Source organism: Enterobacter cloacae complex sp. P13B (assembly GCF_014895915.1).
In the GTDB taxonomy this organism is placed as follows: domain Bacteria; phylum Pseudomonadota; class Gammaproteobacteria; order Enterobacterales; family Enterobacteriaceae; genus Enterobacter; species Enterobacter bugandensis.
On sequence record NZ_JADBQN010000049.1, the window covers coordinates 48,550 to 73,394 of the forward strand.

Sequence of the window (24,845 nt, forward strand, 5' to 3'; positions counted from 1 at the left end):
CACATTTTGCCGCTTATTCCTCCACTTTCTGCGTGGTGGCACGGCGACCCAGGCCAAAAAGCTTATACGCGGCCGTCACTGCCGCCAGGAAGATCAGCCCGACAAACAGCGACATGCGGGTATCTTCATTAAAGTACATTCCAATTAATACGCAAATCAGGAACGCCATCGTCAAATAGTTCGCATACGGGAAAAGGATCGAGCGGAACGGATGGCTGGCGATCGCTTTTTTATGCGCATGGCGAAAACGCAGCTGGCTGATGAGAATAACAAACCACGGCACCATGCCCGGCAGCACGCTGGCGCTGTAGACATAAACAAACACGCGCTGCGGATTAGGGATGATGTAATTCAGGCAGGAGCCAATCAGCAGGATGACGATCGAGACCGCCACGCCCGCTACCGGCACGCCAGCACGTGAGACTTTACTCATTGCCGCAGGCAGCTGGTTATTTTTCGAGAGCGCGTAGAGCATACGGCCACAGCTGTACATCCCGCTGTTACAGCCTGAAAGCGCTGCCGTCAGGACCACAAAGTTGATGATACCTGCCGCCGCCGTGATACCAATTTTGGCGAAGGTTAAAACAAACGGGCTGCCGGTCGTGCCAATTTCGTTCCACGGGAAGATGGTTACGATAACGAAGATTGCACCCACATAGAAAATCAGGATACGCCACAGCACTTTGCCTACCGCGCTACGCAGCGTGACCTGCGGGTTTTTCGCTTCACCGGCAGTAATACCGATCAGCTCCACGCCCTGATACGAGGCCACAACGATACATAGCGCCGTCAGGAAGCCCTTCCAGCCGCCAGCGAAAAAGCCGCCGTTCTCGGTCAGGTTGCCAAAGCCGATAGCGTGTCCACCGTTGCCAAAGCCGAAGAAAATCACGCCCAGGCCGACGACAATCATCACGATAATCGTGGTGACTTTGATCATTGCGAACCAGAACTCAATTTCACCGTAAAGGCGCACGGCGGCCAGGTTTGCCAGCGCCACCAGCCCCACGGCAATGAGTGCCGGTATCCACTGGACCATGTCCGGGAACCAGAACTGGACGTAGACCCCTATCGCGGTGATTTCAGAGATGCCCACCGCCATCCACATAAACCAGTATGACCAGGCCGTCAGGTAGCCAAAGAACGGGCTCATATAACGATGCGCGTAAACGGCGAAGGAACCGGTTACCGGCTCCAGGAAGAGCATTTCGCCCATTGAGCGCATGATGAAGAAAACAAACAGCCCGGCGATAATATACGCCAGTAATACGGAAGGGCCTGCCCATTTGAGCGTACTTGCGGAGCCCATAAACAGGCCCACGCCGATAGTGCCGCCCAGCGCTATCAGTTCAATATGACGAGCTTCCAGCCCACGCTGTAGCTCCGGTTTTTTCTCTGCCATAGATCCTCGATTGTGTTTGCTGTTTCCCGGCTTAATACCGGTTATTGTTTTTTAGGGGTACTAAAATACGGTGCGAATGGTTTCTTAAAATCGGCCAAATGGCAAACGATGCATTAAAAAAATGAATGCATTGCACAAATTATCGGCAGTTTTGCAGGTGAGTTGCAGCGCGAACAGCATATCGCGCTACATTTTGATTACATTTTACCGGTATAGTGCCAGGTGAGGTAGCGAAGCAGTCGAATCTGTCGTTTAATGCGGGTGGGTTGGGAGAGCAGGCGGTAGAGCCACTCCAGCCCCATATTTTGCCAAATCTTCGGCGCGCGCTTCACGTGGCCGGTAAAGACATCGTAGGTGCCGCCGACGCCCATATAAAGCGCATCCGGGCAGACCAGACGGCAGTCGCGCATCAGGATCTCCTGGCGCGGGGACCCCATCGCCACGGTGACGATTTTTGCCCCGCTGTCGCGCACGCGGGCAAACAAAGCCTGCTGGTCTTCAGGCTTGAAGTAACCATTCTGGCTACCAACAATATTAACATTCCATTGACGACGCAGTTTCTCTTCGGTCTCGGCCAGCACCTCAGGCTTACCGCCAATCAGGAACACCGGCGTACCCTCCGCACCAGCGCGGGCCATAAGCTGTTCCCAGAGATCGGCACCCGCCACGCGAGATACATTAGCGTCAGGATATTTTTTACGGATAGAGCGGACCACGCTGATACCGTCCGCGTATTTAAATTCAGCTGCTTCTATCAGGCTTTTGACTTCGGCGTTATCTTCCACCGCCAGCATCTTTTCCGCATTGATAGCGACCAGCGTACCGGATTTCATCTGACCATCGGCGAACAGAAAATCCAGCGCGTGCTGCATGTCGCGCCAGCCAATCAGCTGCAAACCACGAAGCGCATAGCGCGGTGCAGAAGTTTTATCAGTCATTACTTTCCCTACTCAGACTTGCGACAGCGTTGTGCTGCCCTGTGGCTCGCGCTTGTGCACAAGCCCTGCGCTGTCGAACAGCCAGTACAACAGTTTGGCCAGTAACAGGCAGATGCCAAAAACGACCATGAAGAACACCACGCGCGAAACGAACGAGTCCAGCCCCTCGCGCGCCAGAACGATCATATTGAAAATGGCACCAAAGCAGAAACTGTGCAAAATGGCCGCTTTATAGCGGTTGGTCTCTTCGTTACCGCGCACGTAAAGCCAGTCAAACCACTTAATAATCAACCCTACGACAAACGCGCCCGGCAGGATAAACCAGCCTCCCCCCATAACCACCAGGGAACCAATCAAGGTTGGCGAGATCGCCAGGCCCGAATGGTTGTTCAGCACTTCCCAGGTAAAATAGTTCGCGGTATTGAGTACTACGCCAGGGCGGTCCGGCCAGAGCCAGCTCGGGATAAAGACGTAGAAATCGCGCACAATCGGCGCCAGCCCCTGGAAATCAATCTTGTCGTAGTTTTGCAGCAACAATGCCAGGTTTTCCCACGGCGAGAAGGTGTCGCGCGTCAGGTAGAGGAACGTGTAAAACGCCTCGTCGCCCGCCACGTTCATCCCGTAGCGCTTCAGCGCCAGCCAGAACATCCCCACAATGCCAAATACCCCTGCCGCAACCAGCATCCACAGCGAGATCCAGCCGCGGATGATGCCGATGAACAGGAAGATAGCGAAAGCGATGATAATGTTGGCACGCGTACCGCCCACGATCATGTAGGTCAGGATACCGAACGCAACCGTACTGACCAGGAAGAACAGCCATGCCTTGCTGTCCTGGCGAAGGAAGAAGATCACCAGCATCGCCGGGATGAAGAAATAGAAGAATCGCTTAAGCGCCACGCCTGAGACTTCAGCCGAAAAAATCTGGCTGTAGGAGTGGAGCTTAAACAGCAGGAAGCCGTTATGCATGAAGAAGATGCCGACACTGACCAGGGCGATCGTCATGAGCATCACCCACGTCAGATGGGTCTCCACCCGGTTCATGGTAAAGAGCGCCCGACGCGGGGCAGCGGCCTGCGCTGGTCGCAGACGCGTTTTATAGGTGACGTAGTAAACACCATAGAAGCAGGTCGCCGCCAGCAGGGCCTGGAGAAGAATTTCCGGCGGCGCGACGCTCACGTCAAAACGGAAGACCAGAATGCTGGTCAGCGGGAAGCCGAAAAAGAAGGTCAGCAGAAACAGCAACGAGAAGAACACGTTAAAGTTGAAGCGCACCCGGCGGAACTCAAACCAGGTGAGCGTGGCGATAAATAGCGTGCTCAGAAGCCAGACAACCAGTAAGCCGCTAAACTGCAACTGACTCATGCGTTGTCTCCTGAAGCGATACGCAGCGCGCGGTGCCACGGCGTGAGGTAATTCGGGCTGAAAAAGTCGATGCTATTTTTATCCACCAGCGTGAGCTGGCGTTGTGCTTCACGTACCACTTCGACATTCAGCGCGTCTGAGGTGAACAACACCGGAATATGCTGCACGGCCATGTCCTGCCAGAACGGGTTTTCACGATTAAGCACGCACGGTACACCCGCCTGAATCAGCAGGCACAGCGTACCAATCCCCTGCTGGCGAGCAAAGATGAAATAGCCCAGATCGCATTTTCGCAGTAGCGCAAGATAGTCATCAAACTCCAGCTTTTCGCTGAGAATGTGCAGATTTTCTTCGCTGAATAACGCAAGCCCCTGCTGGCGAACCTCATCAATGTAGGCGTCGTTGTTGGCCGGATAACCCATCGGCACCACCACGTTCACCGTGTCGCCAAACTGCTGGTGTACCGCCCGGAGCGCGGCGACATGTTCGTTACTGCGGTCGCCGGAATTCCCCACCAGCACCGTCAGCTTGCCTTCGCGAACCGCGTCATTCGCCATGGTGTTCAGCGCCGGATCCATACGGGTTGGGAAATAGAGTAGCTCACCGCGCACGTTAGGGTGCTGCTTCGCAAAATAATTCAGATCGCCACGGGTGGCAAAAACGCGGCCCACCCTTCCCTGCGCCATGCGACGCAGCGGATAGAAAAGACGGAATTTCCAGCCGCGCGAGACTTCGTAGAGATCGGCTCCCCAGATATGCCAGCTGCACTGGGAGGGTTTAATTCCCCCGCTGAGCAGAGCCAGCCACAGGCCGGTATTGAACTGCCCGTGGAAAAAGAAACGTTGCTCACGATCCGCTTTGGCTTTGGCAATAACCGCCTTCGCCAGGCTAGCTTTATCCGGCCAGAAGGTGATTGTCAGCGCCGGAAACGCCGCGCTCAGGCCATTATCCTGACCTGCAACCATAAACTCGCGCGCATCAGGATTGCCCGATGCCAGCTCGTCGTTGAAGAACCGCAAAACGGTCTGGTTATGGTGTGGGATATCCGATCCCAGGATGTGAATCAGTGCAGTCATGCGCGTTTACGCCACAATAAAAATACGCCGCAGCAGGCAGCGAAATAAACGATATAGGTTGCCATGTAGGCCTGAGCCGCCCCCAGCGCACCGTGCGCGGGTATCAGCCAGTGCGAAAATGCTGTCAGCAATGCAAACTGGCTAACCTCCGCGAGGATATACAGCCGCAGCGAGGCTTTCGCAATCACCAGATAGCCGAAAACGTAAGCCCCCACTTTCAGCACATCACCCACCAGTTGCCAGGCAAAAAGATCGCGCATGGCGGTAAACTTCGCCGAGAACAGCAGCCAGATGGCGACATCACGCAATAACCAGACGGTCAAACTGGCCGCCGCCACTGCGGGTAATACAAAACGCAGGGAGCGGAAAATTTCGCGGGTAATATCCTGCCTGGACGTCAGACGCGATAAGGTTGGCAGCAAATAAACGCTAAAGGAAGCCGTTATAAACTGGAGGTAAGCATCGGAAATACTGCTTACGCCCTGCCAGATCCCTACCTCATCCCAGCTGTAATGCGCCGCCAGCAGGTTTCGCATCATCACGTAAGCCACCGGCAGCGTGACGGAAGTAATGAGCGCCATCAGGGTAAACTTACCCAGCTGGCTGGCAAGCACCTTGTCCCATTGCGGTTTCAGGTAGCTCAGAGGGATAACGCCCTGGCGCATCAGCATGAACGCCGCAGGCACAACAACCAGTGCCGGAACCAGCGCCAGCCCAAGCAGTGCGCCTTCATAGCCCCCCAGGCGGTAGCAGAAATAATAGGCAATCACGCCGATGACGCTACCCAGGATGAGCGCAAGCGCGTTCCCGGCTGCATCGCGAAAACCTTTCATCAGCGCCAGCAGCAGGTTAGCCCAGGCAATGCCCATCTGGACCAGCGCGACCAGACGCACCAGTCCCTGATAATGGGTGTGCCCGAACAATCCCTGGCTAATGGGCGCTGCGGCTAGCAGAAACACAATCGCCAGCAGGGTCGAAAAGCCCGTGACCATTGCCGACGCGGTGCCCACTACCCTGCGAAGCTGGGCCGCATCATCATGATACTGAGCAACGTATTTGGTCACGCCGTTGAAGATCCCGGCACCGGCCAGCACCCCAAGGACGGTAACAAGCTGGCGGAAGTTGCCCGCCAGCCCGACGCCTGAGGGGCCGAATGAGACGGCCAGCAGCTTGACGACCAGCAGTCCGGCACCAATTTTTACAAGCGTGGACGCGGCGGTCCACACCGATGCTTTTGCCAGAGACATATCAGCCGAAATAGCTCAGAAGGGTATTGATCACCGTACGCTGGTTAACTGGCGCGAGGTTGAAGAACAGTGGCAGGCGAAGCAAGCGCTCACTTTCTTTCGTGGTGTAACGGTCTTCCCCTGCGAACATCCCAAACGCTTCGCCCGCCGGGCTGGAGTGCAGCGGAATATAGTGGAAGACCGCCATAATTTCGGCCTCTTTCAGCCAGGCGATGAGCTGGCTGCGATCGTCGTTATCGCGCAGCTTGATGTAAAACATGTGGGCGTTGTGGACGCAATCGGCCGGAATCGTTGGCAGCTCAATGCGTCCGGCTTTTGCAAGCGGCTCAAGCGCATCGTAATAGGTTTGCCACAGGGACAGGCGCTGGAGATTAATTCGCTCTGCTGCTTCCAGCTGCGCCCACAGGTAAGCCGCCTGCAGATCCGCCATCAGATAGCTGGAGCCAATATCGCGCCAGGTGTATTTGTCGACCTGGCCGCGGAAGAACTGGCTGCGGTTGGTGCCTTTTTCACGGATCACTTCCGCACGCTCAACCAAGGCACGATCGTTAATCAACGTCGCACCGCCTTCGCCACCCGCCGTGTAGTTTTTCGTTTCGTGGAAGCTAAAGCAGCCGATGTGGCCGATAGTGCCCAGCGCGCGCCCCTTGTAGGTGGACATCACGCCCTGCGCGGCATCTTCTACCACAAACAGGTTGTGCTTTTTGGCGATTGCCATGATGGTGTCCATTTCACAGGCCACGCCCGCGTAGTGAACCGGCACAATCGCACGTGTTTTGTCGGTGATCGCCGCTTCAATCAGCGTCTCATCAATGTTCATGGTGTCCGGGCGGATATCCACAAAGACGATTTTCGCTCCGCGCAGGACAAACGCGTTCGCCGTGGAAACGAAGGTATAGCTCGGCATGATCACTTCATCGCCGGGCTGGATATCCAGCAGCAGGGCCGCCATTTCCAGCGATGCCGTGCAGGACGGGGTCAGCAGCACTTTAGCACTGCGAAAACGCTGTTCCATCCACTGCTGACAGCGACGGGTAAAACCGCCGTCACCGCAGAGTTTGCCGCTGCCCATGGCAGACTGCATATAGTCGAGCTCGGTTCCCACGACGGGTGGTGCGTTAAATGGAATCATCTTGTCACCTGTATAACCAGTAGGCGGTGGCGTCGATGTTGGCACCACTCGCAATATAACGTTTAAGCGCGGCGGTGTTGCCCACCTGGGTCGCCACCCGCAGCGTCTCAACCTGTTGCAGCTGCGCCCAGTGCAGCGCCGCCTGCATGAGTTTCTCCCCCATGCCGCGCCCGGCTAATAAGCCAATACGCGCCTCGCGCTTGTTAAGCTTGCGCAGCGAGACAAATCCCTGAATCTGACCGTTCGCTGCACGGAAAATCAGGCAGACGTGGTCAAAGGTACCTTTGACCGCATTCTCTACCCACTGGGCATAGAAACGTCCGCTATCGTCAGGCGCATACCAGGGCGTGCGAAAGCGGCTTTGCGCAAACGCCCGGGCCGCCATCTGGCGCAGCACAGGAATGTCCTGTTCCGTTGCAATTTCCGCGCCGGACGCATCGTGCCGGGTGAGGGTGATGGAAAGGTCTACCTCGCCTTCAACCAGCTGAAAACCGTGTTGCTGGAGCGCGTCAAGCAGGTCGGCACGGTCCGCCGGGATCTTAGCCTGCACGCGCTGCCAGGCGCTGAAGTCCACTTCCTGCAGGGCGGGCGCATTCTCGCGCCAGCGGACTATCGCCGAGGGACGGGCAAAAAATGCGCTTTCCCACTCAAGGGATTCCAGCACGCCGTGGAGTGCACTCAACGCCAGACGCCTTTGGTATCAACCACATACTGCTGACGCACCGCGTCACCGGACGTCGCTTTAAACTCTTTATGGTCCACCAGCAGCACCAGCACATCCGCTGTCGCCAGCGCGTCATCCAGCGCCGTCAGCGTGCAGTGCCCCGCCAGTTTTGCCGGCAGTTCATGAATATTTGGCTCGACCACCAGCGTTTCGCCCTTATGCCATTCGGCAATCATCTCAGCAATTTCCATCGCCGGGCTTTCGCGCAGATCGTCAATATTGGGTTTAAATGCCAGACCAAAGCAGGCAATTTTCAGCTCGCTGGCGCGCTTGCCGCTCTCTGCCAGACAATCCGCTACCGTCGCTTTAACCTGGTTGAGCACCCAGTGAGGTTTGCTATCGTTCACTTCACGCGCGGTGCGAATCAGACGCGCCTGCGCCGGGTTCTGCGCCACAATAAACCACGGATCGACGGCGATACAGTGACCGCCTACCCCTGGGCCAGGCTGGAGAATGTTGACGCGCGGATGGCGATTCGCCAGGCGGATTAACTCCCAGACGTTAATCCCCTGATCGGCACAGATCAGCGACAGTTCGTTTGCGAAGGCGATGTTAACGTCACGGAAGCTGTTTTCCGTCAGCTTGCACATCTCGGCGGTGCGGGAGTTGGTTACCACGCATTCGCCTTCCAGGAAAATCTTGTACAGCGCGCTGGCACGTTCAGAACAGACCGGCGTCATGCCGCCTATCACCCGGTCGTTTTTAATCAGTTCGACCATTACCTGCCCCGGCAGCACGCGCTCCGGGCAGTAGGCGATGTTGATATCCGCCTGCTCACCGGCCTGCTGTGGGAAGCGTAAATCAGGACGCGCATCGGCCAGCCACTGCGCCATCTGCTCGGTAGCGCCGACGGGAGAAGTCGACTCCAGAATTACCAGCGCCCCTTTCTTCAGCACGGGGGCAATAGATTTTGCCGCCGCCTCGACGTAGACCATATCGGGCTCGTGGTCGCCTTTAAAGGGCGTTGGAACGGCTATCAGGTAGGCATCCGCTTCCACTGGCGTCGTGCTGGCGCGCAGGAAGCCGCCATCAACCGCCTCTTTCACCACGCGGTCAAGATCGGGCTCCACAATATGAATTTCGCCACGATTAATGGTTTCTACCGCACGTGCGTTGATATCCACACCAACAACCTGCTTTTGACGGGAGGCGAATGCCGCCGCAGTAGGCAGGCCAATGTAGCCAAGACCAATGACAGAGATGGTAGTAAAACTCATAGAGATACCCGATTGTGTTTAAGTGCTTGCAAAATACGGCCACAAGCCTGCCCGTCTCCGTAGGGATTGTGGGCCCGGCTCATCGCCTGATACGCTTCATCATCGTGCAGAAGGCGCGTGACCTCTTCGACGATGAGCTGTGCGTTGGTGCCGACAAGACGCACTGTCCCGGCTTTAACCGCTTCCGGACGTTCAGTGGTTTCACGCATCACCAGCACCGGCTTGCCAAGAGAGGGCGCTTCTTCCTGAATCCCACCGGAATCGGTGAGGATCAGCCAGGCGTGGTTCATCAGCCAGACAAATGGCATGTAGTCCTGCGGTTCAATCAGCAGGACGTTTTCGACGTGGCCCAGGATGCGGTTGACCGGCTCGCTGACGTTAGGGTTAAGGTGTACCGGATAGACAATTTGCACATCGTCGTTCTGCGCGGCGATTTCAGCCAGCGCGTGACAGATTTGCTCAAAGCCCCGACCAAAGCTTTCGCGACGGTGGCCAGTGACCAGAATGGTTTTTTTGCCGTTATTCAGGAAAGGATAGCGGGCAGCGAGTTCTTTCTGCAGATCGCTGTTTGCCAGCACGCGATCGCGTACCCAAATCAACGCGTCAATGACCGTATTGCCGGTAACAAAGATGTTGTTATCGGCGACATTTTCACGCAGCAGGTTCTGGCGAGAGTTCTCGGTTGGCGCAAAATGGTACATCGCCAGATGCCCGGTAAGCGTACGGTTGGCCTCTTCCGGCCACGGAGAATAAAGATTGCCGGTGCGCAGACCCGCTTCAACATGGCCGACGGGAATACGCTGGTAAAACGCGGCCAGGCTTGTTGCCATCGTCGTCGTGGTATCCCCGTGCACCAGCACGACGTCGGGCTTGAATGACTCTAGGATCGGTTTGAGCTCTTGCAGAATGCGGCAGGTTATTTCCGTCAACCCTTGTCCTGGCTTCATAATATTGAGGTCGTAATCCGGGACGATGGAAAAGAGGGTTAGGACCTGATCGAGCATCTCACGGTGCTGAGCCGTGACGCAAACCTTCGCTTCAATATCAGGATCGCTGGCCAGCGCATGAACCAGAGGCGCCATCTTAATGGCCTCCGGCCTGGTGCCAAATACGGTAAGTACTTTCACATCGATTCTCTTCGATTAGGCGATGAAGGCCGCAGCCTTCATCGTAGACGGCGATCTTAGTTTGTGCGACGACGCGTTAACGCCACGCCAGCGCCCGTCAGTGCGCCCACAATCCCCCACATGATCATCAGGAATGCACGACGCGGACTATCGCGTTTTACAGGTTCTTCAGGCGTTCTCAAATAACGATAGGTCTGAAAACGCGGGTCCAGGGAGGGACCGACATTAAGCGTGTTAAGCATCGCGCGGTTTTGATCGTAGTCGAGATCAAAATCAGGCCCAACGGCCTGCAGGTTTTCCAGACGCGCCTGCAGCATTGGGCGACCAAGAAGGAACATTTCAGAATCAGGCAATTCATCAGCCGGAACATCCGTCTCAGTGCGGGAAATGTTGTGCTGCTCCGCAATTTTCAGCGCCTGCTGAATATTATGCACGCGGCGCGCAAAAATGGCGTTTGCCACCTCTTCCTGACGTTTGACCTGCGCCTTCATCTGGATAGTGCGGGCTGCCCAGGCGCCTTTAAGCTCTTCATTCAAATGGCTTGCGGCACGCTGGCTGGCAAACGCGACGTACTGGCGCAACAGGTTGTTTGCATCCGGCGCGGTTTCGGCAATCAGCTTGACGCTGTCGTTGACGTTACGCAGCACGTCGCCCGGCATGAACTGAATATTGTTAATCAGATCGTCCAGCAGCGCGGCATCGGCTTTGGTGTTATCAACCCGACGCTGCTTGTAGTAATCCGTCTGGGACCAGAAATCGCGGCGCGTATCCCACGAGGCCAGCTGCATTACAAACTCTTTGTAGGCCTCATCCATTACGGAAGCCTGGTCCGGGGTTGCAAGGCTGGCTTTAATATCCAGGTTTCGCAGGAACTGCTGCTGGGAGTAGTACCCGCCGAGCATGTTAACCGTGGGTCTGTCCGTGATTGCCGTGGCGCTCCACTCCTGTTTTGCAAAGAACGTGTAGGCTAGCGCTAACAGTGCAAACCCCAGCGCGATCCCCACAATCCAAAGTTTGCCTGCCCATAACACGCGAAACAAACCCCGAATGTCCAGTTCATTCTCTGTTACCACTGATTTCGCTCCCGCCAACGGTTGAGTCATCATAGTCCCGGTTTTACTTAGTTAATGTTGTGTTTTTGGCACTGTTACGACGCATCCTGCGCTTAAGACGTTTAATGAACCGTGCCACCTTCCATGCGCGCTTAATGCAGTAGCCGTACAGGAAAAATGCTAGCAAGAATAATACCAACATTACCCATTCAGGAATAACATGAGAATATTCTGCAGCTACACCAATTGCGGCCAAAATCGCGGCGGCCAGAGTAATCAGGACAAACGCCTGACGTGAAGTAAAACCGGCACGCATGATGAGGTGATGAATATGCTGACGATCGGGAGAGAAAGGACTCATCCCTTTACGCAGACGGCGGTACATAATCGCCACCATATCCATTAACGGAATGGCGATAATCCACAGGGCGGTTACCGGGCTGATTGGGTGAGTTTGACCTTGTGTGGTTTCCAGCAAAATCCAGATAACGGTAAAACCGATTAGCGTACTGCCCGCATCCCCCATAAACACTTTATAGCGACGACCCAGCGCGCCAAGGTTTAAGAGGATATAAGGCAAGATGGCGGCAATCATGGCAAAACACCACATTGCCAGGCTGTACTGACCATCAAACCACAAAATAATGCCGATGGCGGCGAACGATACGGATGACAAGCCACCGAGCAGACCGTCGATACCATCAACCATATTGAAAGCATTAATCGCCGCCCAGACGGCAAAAAGCGTCAGGAAGAAGCCAAAGGGACCCAGAACTAATTCCCAGGGGCCAAACACATAGCCAAGGCTTCTCAGATACAGCCCGCCGACTACCATCATAATCACACCAATGGCCGCCTGAACGGTGGCACGTATCTTTACCGCGATATCGAAGCGGTCATCCAGGGCCCCGATTAATACCAGGACGCCGGCACAGGCAATGTAGAGGGCGGCGTGCGGAATATAATAATCAGCAATACCAAACGTGAAACAAATCCCTGCATATACAGAAATCCCGCCAACTAAAGGAATAAGCCCCTGATGGCGTTTACGAAAATTGGGTTTATCCACTAACCCTATTCTTTTTGCCACCTTGCGCGCGATGAACAAAAAACAGGTTGTGAATAAAAAAATGCTGATCAGTTCAGTAACGGCGGTGAATAGATTCACAATGGATTGCTCTCAACAAATGTTAGTCCCGGAAGTATAACCATGAAGCCATTACCTCAGAAGTAATAAAGATGGCTTCCTACAACTCCCTTTGTATATTTTTCAAACAATTATTACTTTGACTGTACAAACGGTCTTATTGTCGCACTGACCGGTCAAAATTGGGAGTAGGCGATACTAGCGTATAGTCCACAAAAGAAAAACGCCACGTAAAAACGTGGCGTTCGCTGGCTTTATTTACGTTACGAGCGCTTCATCATGTCGAAGAAATCGTCGTTGGTTTTGGTCATCGCCAGTTTGTTAATGAGGAACTCCATCGCGTCAATTTCACCCATTGGATGGATGATTTTGCGCAGGATCCACATTTTCTGCAGCTCTTCCTGGGTGGTGAGCAGCTCTTCTTTACGGGTACCGGAACGGTTGTAGTCGATAGCCGGGAAGACACGTTTTTCAGCGATCTTACGAGAGAGGTGCAGTTCCATGTTACCTGTACCTTTAAACTCTTCGTAGATAACCTCGTCCATTTTGGAGCCGGTATCGATCAGCGCCGTTGCGATGATGGTCAGGCTGCCGCCCTCTTCCACGTTACGTGCCGCACCGAAGAAGCGTTTTGGACGGTGCAGGGCGTTAGCGTCCACACCACCGGTCAACACTTTACCGGAAGCTGGCACCACGGTGTTGTAGGCACGCGCCAGACGGGTGATGGAGTCAAGCAGGATGATCACGTCTTTCTTGTGCTCAACCAGGCGTTTCGCCTTCTCGATAACCATTTCCGCAACCTGAACGTGGCGAGATGCTGGCTCGTCGAAGGTAGAAGCAACCACTTCACCTTTAACCAGACGCTGCATCTCGGTCACTTCTTCCGGACGTTCGTCAATCAGCAGCACCATCAGCACGCAGTCTGGGTGGTTGTAGGCAATGCTCTGCGCGATGTTCTGCAGCAGCATGGTTTTACCCGCTTTTGGCGGGGCCACAATCAGACCACGCTGGCCGCGACCGATTGGCGATGCCAGATCCAGGACGCGCGCGGTTAAGTCTTCGGTAGAACCGTTACCACGTTCCATGCGCAGGCGAGAGTTCGCGTGCAGAGGCGTTAAGTTCTCAAAGAGGATCTTGTTACGCGAGTTTTCTGGTTTATCGAAGTTAACTTCATTGACTTTCAACAGCGCAAAGTAGCGTTCACCCTCTTTAGGAGGACGAATCTTACCTGAAATGGTGTCACCAGTGCGGAGGTTGAAACGGCGGATTTGGCTGGGGGATACGTAGATGTCGTCAGGGCCGGCGAGGTAGGAGCTGTCTGCAGAGCGGAGGAAACCAAATCCGTCTTGCAATATCTCCAGCACACCGTCGCCAAAGATATCTTCGCCACTCTTAGCGTGCTGCTTCAGGATGGCGAAAATGATGTCCTGCTTGCGCATACGAGCCTGGTTTTCCAGTCCCATATTTTCGCCGAGAGTGATCAGCTCAGAAACCGGCGTATTCTTTAATTCGGTAAGATTCATAATGGTGTGGGTTCTTAAACTCGGAGTGATTCTCGAACTTAATGTTGTGAATGGTATGGCAGGGTCATCCATGCCTGTTTAGCGGCCATCACCTCATGTCTGTTCGCTGTCTGGTCACAGGGAAAGAACGCAGAACTGAAACGACAAGACGGATTGAGTGACAAGCCCGGAATTTAGCCACTTCACGCATTGTTCATGTCAACAAAGGGAAGTATCGGGTAAAACAAGATTCAAACAATAGATATGTTTAAAACGAAGTCATAGCTAACTTAGCACGACTTCAGCCGGGCGTCCAGAGTTCCACATCATTTAGCCGGGGGCTCTGGACGCACAGCGGAGAAACCTTACGCCAGGTTAGCGTCCAGGAACTCTTTCAGCTGACCTTTGGACAGCGCGCCCACTTTGGTCGCCGCCACTTCGCCGTTTTTGAACAGCAGAAGGGTCGGGATGCCACGGATACCGTATTTCGGTGCGGTGCCCGGGTTCTGGTCGATGTTCAGCTTGGCAACCGTCAGTTTGCCCTGATATTCGTCAGCGATCTCATCCAGAATCGGGGCGATCATTTTGCAAGGACCACACCATTCAGCCCAGAAATCGACGAGGATCAGCCCGTCAGCCTTAAGTACGTCCGTGTCAAAACTGTCGTCAGTCAGGTGAATAATTTTATCGCTCATATATAACTCCACAGGAATAAGCCTGGTACGTTGGTTTTGTCTCCACCAACGACGTGTTGATGTCGCATTAACCAACTAAAGGTTGACTTTATTTCACCGGATACGCTTTCGTAAAGCAATAGTAAGCTGATATTCTACCACACTATGAGCAAAACACATTTAACAGAACAGAAGTTTTCCGACTTCGCCCTGCACCCAAAAGTGATCGAAGCCCTTGAAACAAAAGGGTTTCATAACTGCACGCCCATTCAGGCTCTCGCCCTGCCGCTGACGCTGGCCGGTCGCGATGTTGCAGGGCAGGCGCAAACCGGTACCGGCAAAACGATGGCGTTTTTAACGTCAACGTTCCATTATTTACTTTCTCACCCAGCGATTGCAGACCGCAAAGTTAACCAGCCGCGCGCGCTAATTATGGCCCCGACGCGAGAACTGGCGGTACAGATCCATGCAGACGCTGAACCCCTGGCACAGGCTACTGGCCTGAAGCTTGGCCTGGCCTATGGCGGCGACGGCTACGATAAGCAGCTGAAAGTGCTGGAAAGCGGCGTGGATATCCTGATTGGGACCACCGGCCGTCTTATCGACTACGCCAAACAGAACCATATCAACCTCGGCGCCATCCAGGTTGTGGTGCTTGATGAAGCTGACCGCATGTACGATCTGGGCTTCATTAAAGATATCCGCTGGCTGTTCCGCCGCATGCCGCCGGCAAATCAGCGCCTGAACATGCTGTTCTCTGCCACCCTTTCTTATCGCGTACGCGAGCTGGCGTTCGAGCAGATGAACAACGCCGAGTATGTGGAAGTGGAGCCGGAGCAGAAAACGGGCCACCGCATTAAAGAAGAGCTCTTCTATCCTTCCAATGAAGAGAAAATGCGTCTGCTGCAAACGTTGATCGAAGAAGAGTGGCCCGATCGCGCCATTATCTTCGCGAACACTAAACACCGCTGTGAAGACATCTGGGGCCATCTGGCTGCCGACGGTCACCGTGTTGGCCTGTTGACCGGCGACGTGGCGCAGAAAAAACGCCTTCGTATCCTCGACGAGTTCACCCGTGGCGATCTTGATATTCTGGTCGCAACCGATGTGGCGGCACGTGGTTTACACATTCCGGCCGTGACGCACGTCTTTAACTACGATCTGCCAGACGACTGCGAAGACTACGTACACCGTATTGGTCGTACCGGTCGTGCGGGCGCAAGCGGTCACTCGATTAGCCTTGCGTGTGAAGAGTATGCGCTGAATCTTCCAGCCATTGAGACCTACATCGGTCACTCTATTCCGCAGAGTAAATACAATCCGGAAGCGCTGTTAAGCGAACTGCCGCCGCCTAAGCGTCTTTCCCGCCCGCGCTCCGGCAATGGTCCGCGTCGTTCAGGCGGCGCACCGCGTAATCGTCGTCGTTCAGGTTAATACATTATGCTCAGCTCCACCTCGCTCTATGCGGCAATTGATCTCGGTTCGAATAGTTTTCATATGCTGGTTGTGCGTGAGGTGGCGGGAAGCATACAAACGCTGACGCGCATTAAGCGCAAGGTCCGCCTCGCGGCGGGCCTGAGCAGTGATAATTACCTCTCACCTGAAGCCATGGAACGTGGCTGGCAGTGCCTGCGGCTCTTTGCTGAGCGTCTGCAGGATATCCCGCATGCTCAAATCACCGTTGTCGCCACAGCGACGCTCAGACTGGCGGTTAACGCCGTAGATTTTATTGCCAAAGCGCAGGAAATTCTGGGGTGTCCGGTTCAGGTTATCAGCGGTGAAGAAGAAGCACGCCTGATCTACCAGGGCGTTGCCCACACCACCGGGGGTGACGATCGCCGTCTGGTGGTGGATATCGGCGGTGCCAGTACCGAACTGGTAACCGGCACCGGCGCGCAGGCGACGTCGCTGTTCAGCCTGTCGATGGGCTGCGTAACCTGGCTTGAACGTTACTTTACTGACCGAAATCTGGGTAAAGAGAACTTCGACGAGGCGGAAAACGCCGCGCGCGCAGTGCTACGCCCGGTAATGGACGAACTGCGCTATCACGGCTGGAAAGTCTGCGTCGGGGCTTCGGGTACCGTGCAGGCCCTGCAGGAAATCATGATGGCGCAGGGCATGGACGAGCGGATCACGCTTGCCAAACTTCAGCAGCTTAAACAGCGTGCCATTCAATGCGGACGTCTGGAAGAGCTGGAAATTGAAGGCCTGACGCTGGAACGTGCCCTGGTTTTCCCAAGCGGGCTGGCCATTCTGATCGCCATATTCACCGAACTGAATATCCAGTGTATGACCCTGGCCGGCGGCGCGCTGCGCGAAGGTCTGGTCTACGGCATGCTGCATCTGTCGGTGGATCAGGACATCCGCAACCGTACGCTGCGCAACGTCCAGCGTCGTTTTCTGGTTGATATCGATCAGGCTGGCCGCGTATCACAGCTGGCATCACGCTTTGCCGACCAGGTCGCTAACGCCTGGGATCTTGATCATCTGAGCCGCGATTTATTGCTGAGCGCCTGTGCGCTGCACGAGGTGGGGCTCAGCATAGATTTTAAGCAGGCACCTGCTCACGCAGCGTATCTGGTGCGCAACCTGGATTTGCCGGGCTACACGCCCGCACAGAAAAAGCTGCTGGCAACGCTGCTGCTGAACCAGACCAACGCCGTCGATCTCTCCTCTTTGCATCAGCAAAATGCCGTACCGCCGCGCGTGGCCGAGCATCTGTGTCGCCTGCTGCGTCTGGCAATTCTGTTTGCCAGCCGCCGCCGCGATGATTTGTTACCCGCCATTAATCTGCTAGCCGATGATGAGAAGCTGACGCTGACGCTGCCGGAAAACTGGATTGAGAATCACCCGCTTGGGGCAGAGATGATCGAGCAGGAGTGCCAGTGGCAGAGCTATGTGCACTGGGTGCTTGAGGTGAAGTAATACGCTGAACACTGCTGGGTGGCGGCTTCGCCTTACCCGGCCTACTCATCATTATCCCTTCTCTTTGGCTTTTGCCAGCATGGCGCGAATGTTCGCCACGTTAGCCTGCCCTTTGTGCATCCGCTCTTCCGCGGTAATCACTTTGCGCTCCTGTTCCCAGATCAGATCGTCCTGCGGCAGTTCCAGCAGGAAACGGCTGGGTTCCGGGCGCACGAGTTCACCGTACTGACGGCGCTCTTTACAGAGCGTGAACGTCAGCTCCTTTTGCGCGCGGGTGATCCCCACGTAGGCCAGACGGCGCTCCTCGTCGACATTATCTTCATCAATGCTGCTCTGGTGCGGCAATAAACCTTCTTCCATACCGACCAGATACACATACGGGAACTCCAGCCCTTTTGACGCATGCAGCGTCATCAGCTGAACCTGGTCGGCCTCTTCTTCGCTCTCGCCGCGCTCCATCATGTCGCGCAGGGTAAAGCGGGTGACCACCTGCGTTAACGTCATCGGCTCATCTATCTCAGAGCCTTCCAGCATTTCGGTCATCCAGCTAAAAAGCTGGTTAACGTTTTTCATACGCATTTCTGCCGCTTTCGGGCTGGCAGAGGTTTCGTACAGCCAGGATTCGTAGTCAATGCCGTGGATCAGATCGCGTACCGCCGCCACGGGTTCGCGCTCAGCCAGGCGCTGCACTTCACCCAGCCAGTGAGTAAAGCGGGTTAAATTATCATACCCGCGCCCCGTCAGCGTCTGGCTCAGCCCCATATCAAAGCTGGCGGTAAACAGGCTCTTATTGCGGGTCATCGCCCATTCGCCCAGCTTTTGCAGCGTCGCCGGACCAATCTCGCGCTTTGGTGTATTCACGATGCGCAGAAACGCGCTGTCGTCATCCGGGTTCGTAAGCACGCGCAGATAGGCCAGCAGATCTTTAATTTCTGGCCGCGAGAAGAACGAAGTGCCGCCGGAAATTTTGTACGGAATGCGGTTCTGCATCAGCATCTTTTCAAAGACGCGCGACTGGTGATTGCCGCGATAGAGGATCGCGTAATCCTTGTATTCGGTTTTATTGACGAAGTGGTGGGCGATCAGTTCGCCCGTCACGCGCTCCGCCTCATGCTCTTCATTATTGGCGCTGAGCACCTTCAGCTCCGTACCGTAGCCAAGTTCGGAGAAGAGACGCTTTTCAAAAACGTGCGGGTTATTGGCAATCAGGATGTTTGCCGCCTTCAGGATGCGCCCGGAGGAACGGTAGTTCTGCTCCAGCTTAATCACCTGCAGCGCGGGGAAATCTTTGCTCAGAAGCACCAGGTTTTGCGGGCGTGCGCCGCGCCAGGAATAAATTGACTGGTCATCATCGCCAACCACGGTGAAGCGCGCGCGCTGCCCTACCAGCAGCTTCACCAGCTCGTACTGGCTGGTGTTGGTGTCCTGATATTCATCCACCAGCAGGTAGCGGATTTTATTCTGCCAGCGCTCGCGCACCTCTTCATTTCGCTGTAAAAGCAGCGTCGGTAGGAGGATCAGATCGTCGAAGTCCAGCACGTTGCACGCTTTCATGTGCGCGTCGTACAGACCATAGCAGTGGGCAAAGATCCGATCCCGTTCGCCTTTGGCGATCGCCGCAGCCTGAGCCGGGGTCATCAGATCGTTTTTCCAGTTCGAGATCGTTGAGATCAGCTGCTGCAACAGCACCTTATCATCCTCGATCAGCCCCTCGGTGAGCTCTTTGAGCAACGCCACCTGGTCGGTGTCATCGAACAGCGAAAAGTTGGATTTCATCCCCAGCGCGGCGTATTCACGTTTAATGATATCCAGCCCCAGCGTGTGGAAGGTAGAGATCATCAGCCCGCGCGCCTCTTTGCGCCCCAGCGTCTGGCCAACACGCTCTTTCATCTCGCGCGCCGCTTTGTTGGTAAAGGTAACCGCCGCAATGTGGCGGGCCTGATAGCCGCAGCCGCGGATCAGGTGCGCAATCTTATTGGTGATGACGCGCGTTTTACCGGATCCTGCACCCGCCAGCACCAGACACGGTCCGGTTACAAATTCGACGGCTTGTTGTTGTCCGGGATTTAAACGCATAAATGATCGCTCAATGAAAGTCAGGAGGGGAGAATAACAGCGTGGTAGTATAGCGAGCCTAATCCATACCACTCAAGGCACGATCATGGCAAAAACAGCAGCAGCACTGCATATTCTTGTTAAAGAAGAGAAACTGGCTCTGGATCTTCTGGAGCAGATCAAAAACGGCGCCGACTTCGGCAAGCTGGCGAAGAAGCACTCTATTTGCCCGTCAGGCAAGCGTGGCGGCGATTTAGGCGAATTCCGTCAGGGTCAAATGGTTCCGGCGTTCGATAAAGTGGTCTTCTCCTGCCCGGTGCTGGAGCCAACCGGTCCGCTGCATACTCAGTTCGGTTATCACATTATTAAAGTGCTGTATCGCAAATAAAAAAGCCGGGTGGCGGCTGCGCCTTACCCGGCCTACATCTTACGTTTTTGTAGGTCGGGTAAGCGAAGCGCTACCCGACAAGGTTGTTAACCTGCTACAGCAATACGTTTCATATCAGTCATGTAGCCGCGCAGTTTGTGGCCCACTTTCTCGATCTGGTGGCTGCGAATCGCTTCGTTTACGTCGCGCAGTTGCGCGTTGTCTACCGCACCTTCCGCAATCGCTTTGCCCAGATCGCCCGTCTGCAGGGTGGTCATGAACTCTTTCAGCAGCGGTACGCAGGCGTAAGAGAACAGATAGTTACCGTATTCTGCGGTATCAGAGATAACCACGTTCATTTCGTACAGACGCTTACGGGCGATGGTGTTCGCGATCAGCGGCAGCTCGTGCAGAGATTCGTAGTACGCCGACTCTTCGATGATGCCGGAATCCACCATGGTTTCGAACGCCAGCTCAACGCCTGCTTTCACCATCGCAATCATCAGTACGCCTTTATCGAAGTACTCCTGCTCGCCGATTTTACCTTCATACTGCGGCGCGGTTTCGAACGCGGTTTTACCGGTCTCTTCACGCCAGGTCAGCAGTTTCTTGTCGTCGTTGGCCCAGTCCGCCATCATGCCGGAAGAGAATTCGCCGGAGATGATGTCGTCCATATGTTTCTGGAACAGCGGCGCCATAATGGTTTTCAGCTGTTCAGACAACGCGTAAGCACGCAGTTTTGCCGGGTTGGACAGGCGGTCCATCATCAGCGTAATGCCGCCCTGCTTCAGCGCTTCGGTGATGGTTTCCCAGCCGAACTGAATCAGTTTTTCTGCGTATGCCGGGTCGGTACCTTCTTCCACCAGCTTGTCGAAGCAAAGCAGAGAACCCGCCTGCAGCATGCCGCACAGAATGGTCTGCTCGCCCATCAGGTCAGATTTCACTTCCGCAACGAAGGAAGATTCCAGCACGCCAGCGCGGTGACCGCCGGTCGCCGCAGCCCAGGCTTTGGCAATCGCCATGCCTTCGCCTTTCGGATCGTTTTCCGGGTGAACTGCGATAAGCGTCGGCACGCCGAAGCCACGCTTGTACTCTTCACGCACTTCGGTACCCGGGCACTTCGGCGCCACCATCACTACGGTGATGTCTTTACGGATCTGCTCGCCCACTTCAACGATGTTGAAGCCGTGGGAGTAACCCAGCGCGGCGCCGTCTTTCATCAGCGGCTGTACGGAACGCACCACGTCAGAGTGCTGCTTGTCCGGCGTCAGGTTAACGACCAGGTCCGCCTGCGGGATCAGCTCTTCATAGGTACCCACTTTGAAGCCGTTTTCAGTCGCTTTACGCCATGAAGCGCGCTTCTCGGCAATCGCTTCTTTACGCAGGGCGTAAGAGATATCCAGACCGGAGTCACGCATGTTCAGGCCCTGGTTCAGGCCCTGGGCGCCACAGCCGACGATGACCACTTTTTTACCCTGAAGGTAGCTTGCGCCATCGGCAAATTCATCGCGCGCCATGAAGCGGCATTTGCCCAGCTGCGCCAGCTGCTGGCGCAAGTTCAGTGTATTAAAGTAGTTAGCCATGGGTGATACCTCGTGATGTTGTGTGTCTTATTGTTCGGTTCGCGTTTCAGCGAGAATGTACCCACATTACAACAGGAAATTTATTGCGGAAATTGATATATTCACAACGTCACATTGCAATTTTTGCAATGTAAAAAGAGGGAGTGGAATCGGTGGATTTACGCGATCTAAAAATGTTCCTGCACCTGGCGGAAAGCCGTCACTTTGGCCGCAGTGCCCGGGCGATGCACGTCAGCCCGTCCACGCTTTCGCGCCAGATCCAGCGCCTTGAGGAAGACCTCGGCCAGCCGCTTTTCGTGCGCGATAACCGTACCGTTACCCTCACGGAAGCGGGCGAAGAGTTGCGCATTTTTGCCCAGCAGACGCTGTTACAGTACCAGCAGCTGCGGCACTCTATTGATCAGCAGGGGCCATCACTCTCCGGTGAGCTGCATATTTTCTGCTCCGTGACCGCCGCCTACAGCCATCTGCCCCCCATTCTCGACCGCTTCCGCGCAGCGCATCCGTCGGTTGAAATTAAGCTCACCACCGGCGACGCCGCCGACGCAATGGAAAAAGTGGTGACCGGCGAAGCGGATCTCGCCATCGCCGGAAAACCCGAAACCCTGCCGGGCGCGGTGGCGTTCTCGATGCTGGAGAATCTGGCGGTGGTGCTGATTGCCCCGGCCCTGCCCTGCCCGGTGCGTAATCAGGTATCGGTAGAAAAACCGGACTGGTCGACGGTGCCGTTTATCATGGCCGATCAGGGGCCGGTGCGCCGCCGCATCGAGCTGTGGTTCCGCCGTCAGAAAATCAGCAATCCGTCGATTTACGCCACCGTTAGCGGTCATGAGGCGATGGTGTCGATGGTGGCGCTCGGCTGCGGCGTGGCATTGCTGCCGGAAGTGGTGCTGGAAAACAGCCCGGAACCGGTGCGCAACCGCGTGATGATTCTGGAGCGCAGCGACGAGAAGACGCCATTTGAGCTAGGTGTGTGCGCACAAAAAAAGCGGCTGCATGAGCCGCTTATTGATGCGTTCTGGACGATATTGCCGAACCACTAGCCAGCCAGAAAGAACCTGAACGCCGGGTTATGGGTTTCGTCGTGGCACTCATAGCCCAGCTCGTTCAGGCGCGTTTCGAAATCCGGCTCGTGCTCGCCCAGTTCGAACGCCGCCAGCACGCGCCCGTAGTCGGTGCCGTGGCTGCGGTAGTGGAACAGAGAGATGTTCCAGTGCGTGCCCAACGTGTGCAGGAACTTGAGCAGCGCGCCCGGTGATTCCGGGAACTCGAAGCTGAACAGGCGTTCCTGGAGCGGCTTTGAGGGACGACCGCCAACCATGTAACGCACATGCAGCTTAGCCATTTCATCGTCGGACAGATCGACCACGCTGTAGCCGCCTTCATGCAGCAGACTGAGGATCTCTTTACGCTCCTCCACGCCACGGCTCAGACGCACGCCGACAAAAATGCAGGCATCTTTCGCATCGGCAAAGCGGTAGTTGAACTCCGTTACCGAACGTCCCCCCAGAAGCTGGCAGAACTTGAGGAAGCTGCCCTTTTCTTCCGGAATCGTCACCGCCAGCAGCGCTTCACGCTGTTCGCCCAGCTCGCAGCGCTCGGAAACGTAGCGCAGGCCGTGGAAGTTCACGTTCGCACCAGAGAGCACGTGCGCCAGCCGCTCGCCGCGAATGTTGTGCTGGGCGATGTATTTTTTCATCCCCGCCAGCGCCAGCGCGCCGGACGGCTCCGCCACCGCACGTACATCTTCGAACAGATCTTTCATTGCCGCGCAGATGGCGTCGCTGTCGACGGTGACGATATCGTCCAGATACTCCTGGCACAGACGGAAGGTTTCATCGCCAATGCGCTTCACCGCCACGCCCTCGGCAAACAGCCCAACGCGCGGCAGGTCTACCGGATGACCGGCATCCAGCGCCGCCTTCAGGCAGGCAGAGTCTTCCGCCTCAACGGCGATGACTTTAATCTGCGGCATCAGCTGTTTAATCAGCACCGCCACGCCTGCCGCCAGCCCGCCGCCGCCCACCGGGACGAAGACGCGGTCGAGATGGGCATCCTGCTGCAACAGCTCAAGCGCCAGCGTGCCCTGCCCGGCAATCACCATCGGGTGATCGAACGGCGGCACCCAGGTGAAGCCCTGCTGCTGCGCCAGCTCGATCGCTTTGGCTTTGGCTTCGTCAAAGTTCGCGCCGTGGAGCAGCACTTCTCCGCCAAAACCGCGCACCGCGTCGACTTTGATATCCGCGGTGGCAACCGGCATCACGATCAGCGCTTTCAGACCCAAACGAGCAGACGAGAACGCCACGCCCTGCGCATGGTTGCCCGCCGACGCGGTAATGACGCCGCGCGCTTTCTGCTCATCCGTCAGCCCGGCCATCATCGCGTAAGCACCGCGCAGCTTGAAGCTGTGCACCGGCTGGCGGTCTTCACGCTTCACCAGAATGACGTTGTCGAGGCGCGAGGAGAGTTTTTCCATTTTTTGCAGGGGCGTGACCTGCACAGCTTCATAGACCGGCGCGCGTAGCACCGCTCTCAGGTATTCCGCCCCCTCAGGGGCGGCGGATAAGGGTTGTGACTCGGCCATCATTAGCCCCCAAGTTTCGATTTATCGCGCACCGCGCCTTTATCTGCACTGGTTGCAAGGCTCGCGTAGGCGCGCAGGGCGAAGGAGACTTCACGCTGGCGATCTTTCGGCGTCCAGGCTTTGTCGCCGCGCGCTTCCTGCGCTTCACGACGGGCCGCAATCTCCTGGTCGCTCAGCTTGAGCTGAATGCCGCGATTCGGAATGTCGATTTCGATCAGGTCTCCATCTTCGATGATCGCGATGTTGCCGCCGCTTGCCGCTTCCGGGGAGACGTGGCCGATGGAGAGACCAGACGTGCCGCCGGAGAAACGACCGTCGGTGATCAGCGCACAGGCTTTACCGAGGCCCATCGATTTCAGGAAGGTGGTTGGGTAGAGCATCTCCTGCATGCCCGGACCGCCTTTCGGCCCTTCGTAGCGAATGACAACCACGTCGCCTTCCACCACTTTGCCGCCGAGAATCGCGTCTACCGCTTCATCCTGGCTTTCGTATACTTTCGCCGGACCGGTGAATTTCAGGATACTGTCGTCCACGCCCGCGGTTTTCACGATGCAGCCGTTTTCCGCAAAGTTACCGTACAGCACGGCCAGGCCGCCGTCTTTACTGTAGGCGTGCTCCAGCGAGCGGATGCAGCCTTCAGCACGGTCGTCATCCAGCGTGTCCCAGCGGCAATCCTGCGAGAACGCCTGGGTGGTGCGAATACCTGCAGGGCCGGCGCGGAACATCTTTTT

At 55.8% G+C, this 24,845-nt stretch carries 21 protein-coding genes; 4 read left to right on the forward strand and 17 right to left on the reverse strand.

Annotated features, from left to right (window positions below; translation table 11 throughout):
* Positions 1-13: 13 nt before the first annotated feature.
* The 13 genes from IM273_RS19840 to trxA form a co-directional block, all read right to left on the reverse strand.
* Complete coding sequence (locus IM273_RS19840) at positions 14-1,399, reverse strand: amino acid permease (protein ID WP_192972111.1); 1,386 nt, start codon at positions 1,397-1,399, stop codon at positions 14-16.
* A gap of 197 nt (positions 1,400-1,596) precedes the next feature.
* Positions 1,597-2,337, reverse strand: coding sequence for a lipopolysaccharide N-acetylmannosaminouronosyltransferase (wecG, locus tag IM273_RS19845; RefSeq protein WP_045631338.1), 741 nt, complete (start codon positions 2,335-2,337; stop codon positions 1,597-1,599).
* 12 nt (positions 2,338-2,349) lie between these two features.
* The gene (gene wzyE, locus IM273_RS19850) at positions 2,350-3,702 is read right to left on the reverse strand and encodes an ECA oligosaccharide polymerase (protein WP_028014806.1); all 1,353 of its coding nucleotides are present in this window, start codon (positions 3,700-3,702) and stop codon (positions 2,350-2,352) included.
* Positions 3,699-4,778 carry a TDP-N-acetylfucosamine:lipid II N-acetylfucosaminyltransferase gene (locus IM273_RS19855; protein WP_193051435.1) on the reverse strand — a complete coding sequence of 360 codons (1,080 nt, stop codon included), beginning with the start codon at positions 4,776-4,778 and terminating at the stop codon, positions 3,699-3,701. The genes wzyE and IM273_RS19855 overlap by 4 nt, the downstream gene beginning before the upstream one ends.
* Positions 4,775-6,025 carry a lipid III flippase WzxE gene (gene wzxE / locus IM273_RS19860; RefSeq protein ID WP_045260999.1) on the reverse strand — a complete coding sequence of 417 codons (1,251 nt, stop codon included), beginning with the start codon at positions 6,023-6,025 and terminating at the stop codon, positions 4,775-4,777. The genes IM273_RS19855 and wzxE overlap by 4 nt, the downstream gene beginning before the upstream one ends.
* Before the next feature lies 1 nt (position 6,026).
* On the reverse strand, positions 6,027-7,157 hold the full coding sequence (gene rffA, locus IM273_RS19865; RefSeq protein WP_041911819.1) for a dTDP-4-amino-4,6-dideoxygalactose transaminase: 1,131 nt from the start codon (positions 7,155-7,157) through the stop codon (positions 6,027-6,029).
* Positions 7,158-7,161: 4 nt separating this feature from the next.
* Positions 7,162-7,839, reverse strand: a complete 678-nt coding sequence (gene rffC, locus IM273_RS19870) for a dTDP-4-amino-4,6-dideoxy-D-galactose acyltransferase (protein ID WP_028014810.1) — start codon at positions 7,837-7,839, stop codon at positions 7,162-7,164.
* Positions 7,836-9,098, reverse strand: coding sequence for a UDP-N-acetyl-D-mannosamine dehydrogenase (wecC, locus tag IM273_RS19875; protein ID WP_047366697.1), 1,263 nt, complete (start codon positions 9,096-9,098; stop codon positions 7,836-7,838). The genes rffC and wecC overlap by 4 nt, the downstream gene beginning before the upstream one ends.
* Positions 9,095-10,225, reverse strand: coding sequence for a non-hydrolyzing UDP-N-acetylglucosamine 2-epimerase (wecB, locus tag IM273_RS19880; RefSeq protein ID WP_065421998.1), 1,131 nt, complete (start codon positions 10,223-10,225; stop codon positions 9,095-9,097). The genes wecC and wecB overlap by 4 nt, the downstream gene beginning before the upstream one ends.
* A gap of 56 nt (positions 10,226-10,281) precedes the next feature.
* Positions 10,282-11,328, reverse strand: coding sequence for an ECA polysaccharide chain length modulation protein (gene wzzE / locus IM273_RS19885; protein WP_048959809.1), 1,047 nt, complete (start codon positions 11,326-11,328; stop codon positions 10,282-10,284).
* Positions 11,329-11,341: 13 nt separating this feature from the next.
* Positions 11,342-12,445 (reverse strand): UDP-N-acetylglucosamine--undecaprenyl-phosphate N-acetylglucosaminephosphotransferase, encoded by a 1,104-nt coding sequence (gene wecA / locus IM273_RS19890; protein WP_048959810.1) that lies wholly within the window; start codon positions 12,443-12,445, stop codon positions 11,342-11,344.
* Between the two features lie 242 nt (positions 12,446-12,687).
* Entirely contained in the window at positions 12,688-13,947 is a 1,260-nt protein-coding gene (gene rho, locus IM273_RS19895; protein ID WP_008501566.1) for a transcription termination factor Rho, read from the reverse strand.
* A gap of 344 nt (positions 13,948-14,291) precedes the next feature.
* Positions 14,292-14,621, reverse strand: a complete 330-nt coding sequence (gene trxA, locus IM273_RS19900; protein WP_006179218.1) for a thioredoxin TrxA — start codon at positions 14,619-14,621, stop codon at positions 14,292-14,294.
* Between the two features lie 144 nt (positions 14,622-14,765).
* On the opposite strand from trxA, the gene rhlB reads away from it, so the two are divergent.
* Complete coding sequence (gene rhlB / locus IM273_RS19905; RefSeq protein ID WP_028014815.1) at positions 14,766-16,034, forward strand: ATP-dependent RNA helicase RhlB; 1,269 nt, start codon at positions 14,766-14,768, stop codon at positions 16,032-16,034.
* 6 nt (positions 16,035-16,040) lie between these two features.
* Entirely contained in the window at positions 16,041-17,525 is a 1,485-nt protein-coding gene (gppA, locus tag IM273_RS19910; protein WP_047366695.1) for a guanosine-5'-triphosphate,3'-diphosphate diphosphatase, read from the forward strand.
* Between the two features lie 51 nt (positions 17,526-17,576).
* On the opposite strand, the gene rep is transcribed toward gppA, so the two are convergent.
* Entirely contained in the window at positions 17,577-19,601 is a 2,025-nt protein-coding gene (gene rep, locus IM273_RS19915) for a DNA helicase Rep (protein ID WP_028014817.1), read from the reverse strand.
* Between the two features lie 85 nt (positions 19,602-19,686).
* On the opposite strand from rep, the gene ppiC reads away from it, so the two are divergent.
* Positions 19,687-19,968 carry a peptidylprolyl isomerase PpiC gene (gene ppiC, locus IM273_RS19920; protein ID WP_004886861.1) on the forward strand — a complete coding sequence of 94 codons (282 nt, stop codon included), beginning with the start codon at positions 19,687-19,689 and terminating at the stop codon, positions 19,966-19,968.
* An 86-nt stretch (positions 19,969-20,054) separates the two neighbouring features.
* On the opposite strand, the gene ilvC is transcribed toward ppiC, so the two are convergent.
* Entirely contained in the window at positions 20,055-21,530 is a 1,476-nt protein-coding gene (gene ilvC, locus IM273_RS19925) for a ketol-acid reductoisomerase (protein ID WP_021242831.1), read from the reverse strand.
* Positions 21,531-21,682: 152 nt separating this feature from the next.
* Here ilvC and ilvY point away from each other — a divergent pair, with 152 nt between their 5' ends.
* On the forward strand, positions 21,683-22,573 hold the full coding sequence (gene ilvY, locus IM273_RS19930; RefSeq protein WP_008501572.1) for an HTH-type transcriptional activator IlvY: 891 nt from the start codon (positions 21,683-21,685) through the stop codon (positions 22,571-22,573).
* Here the strand turns inward: ilvY and ilvA are convergent.
* Both ilvA and IM273_RS22535 read right to left on the reverse strand, forming a co-directional pair.
* Positions 22,570-24,114 (reverse strand): threonine ammonia-lyase, biosynthetic, encoded by a 1,545-nt coding sequence (gene ilvA, locus IM273_RS19935; RefSeq protein WP_088204713.1) that lies wholly within the window; start codon positions 24,112-24,114, stop codon positions 22,570-22,572. The genes ilvY and ilvA overlap by 4 nt on opposite strands.
* A gap of 2 nt (positions 24,115-24,116) precedes the next feature.
* On the reverse strand, positions 24,117-24,845 hold a 729-nt coding region (locus IM273_RS22535), incomplete at its 5' end, for a dihydroxy-acid dehydratase (protein ID WP_226857962.1).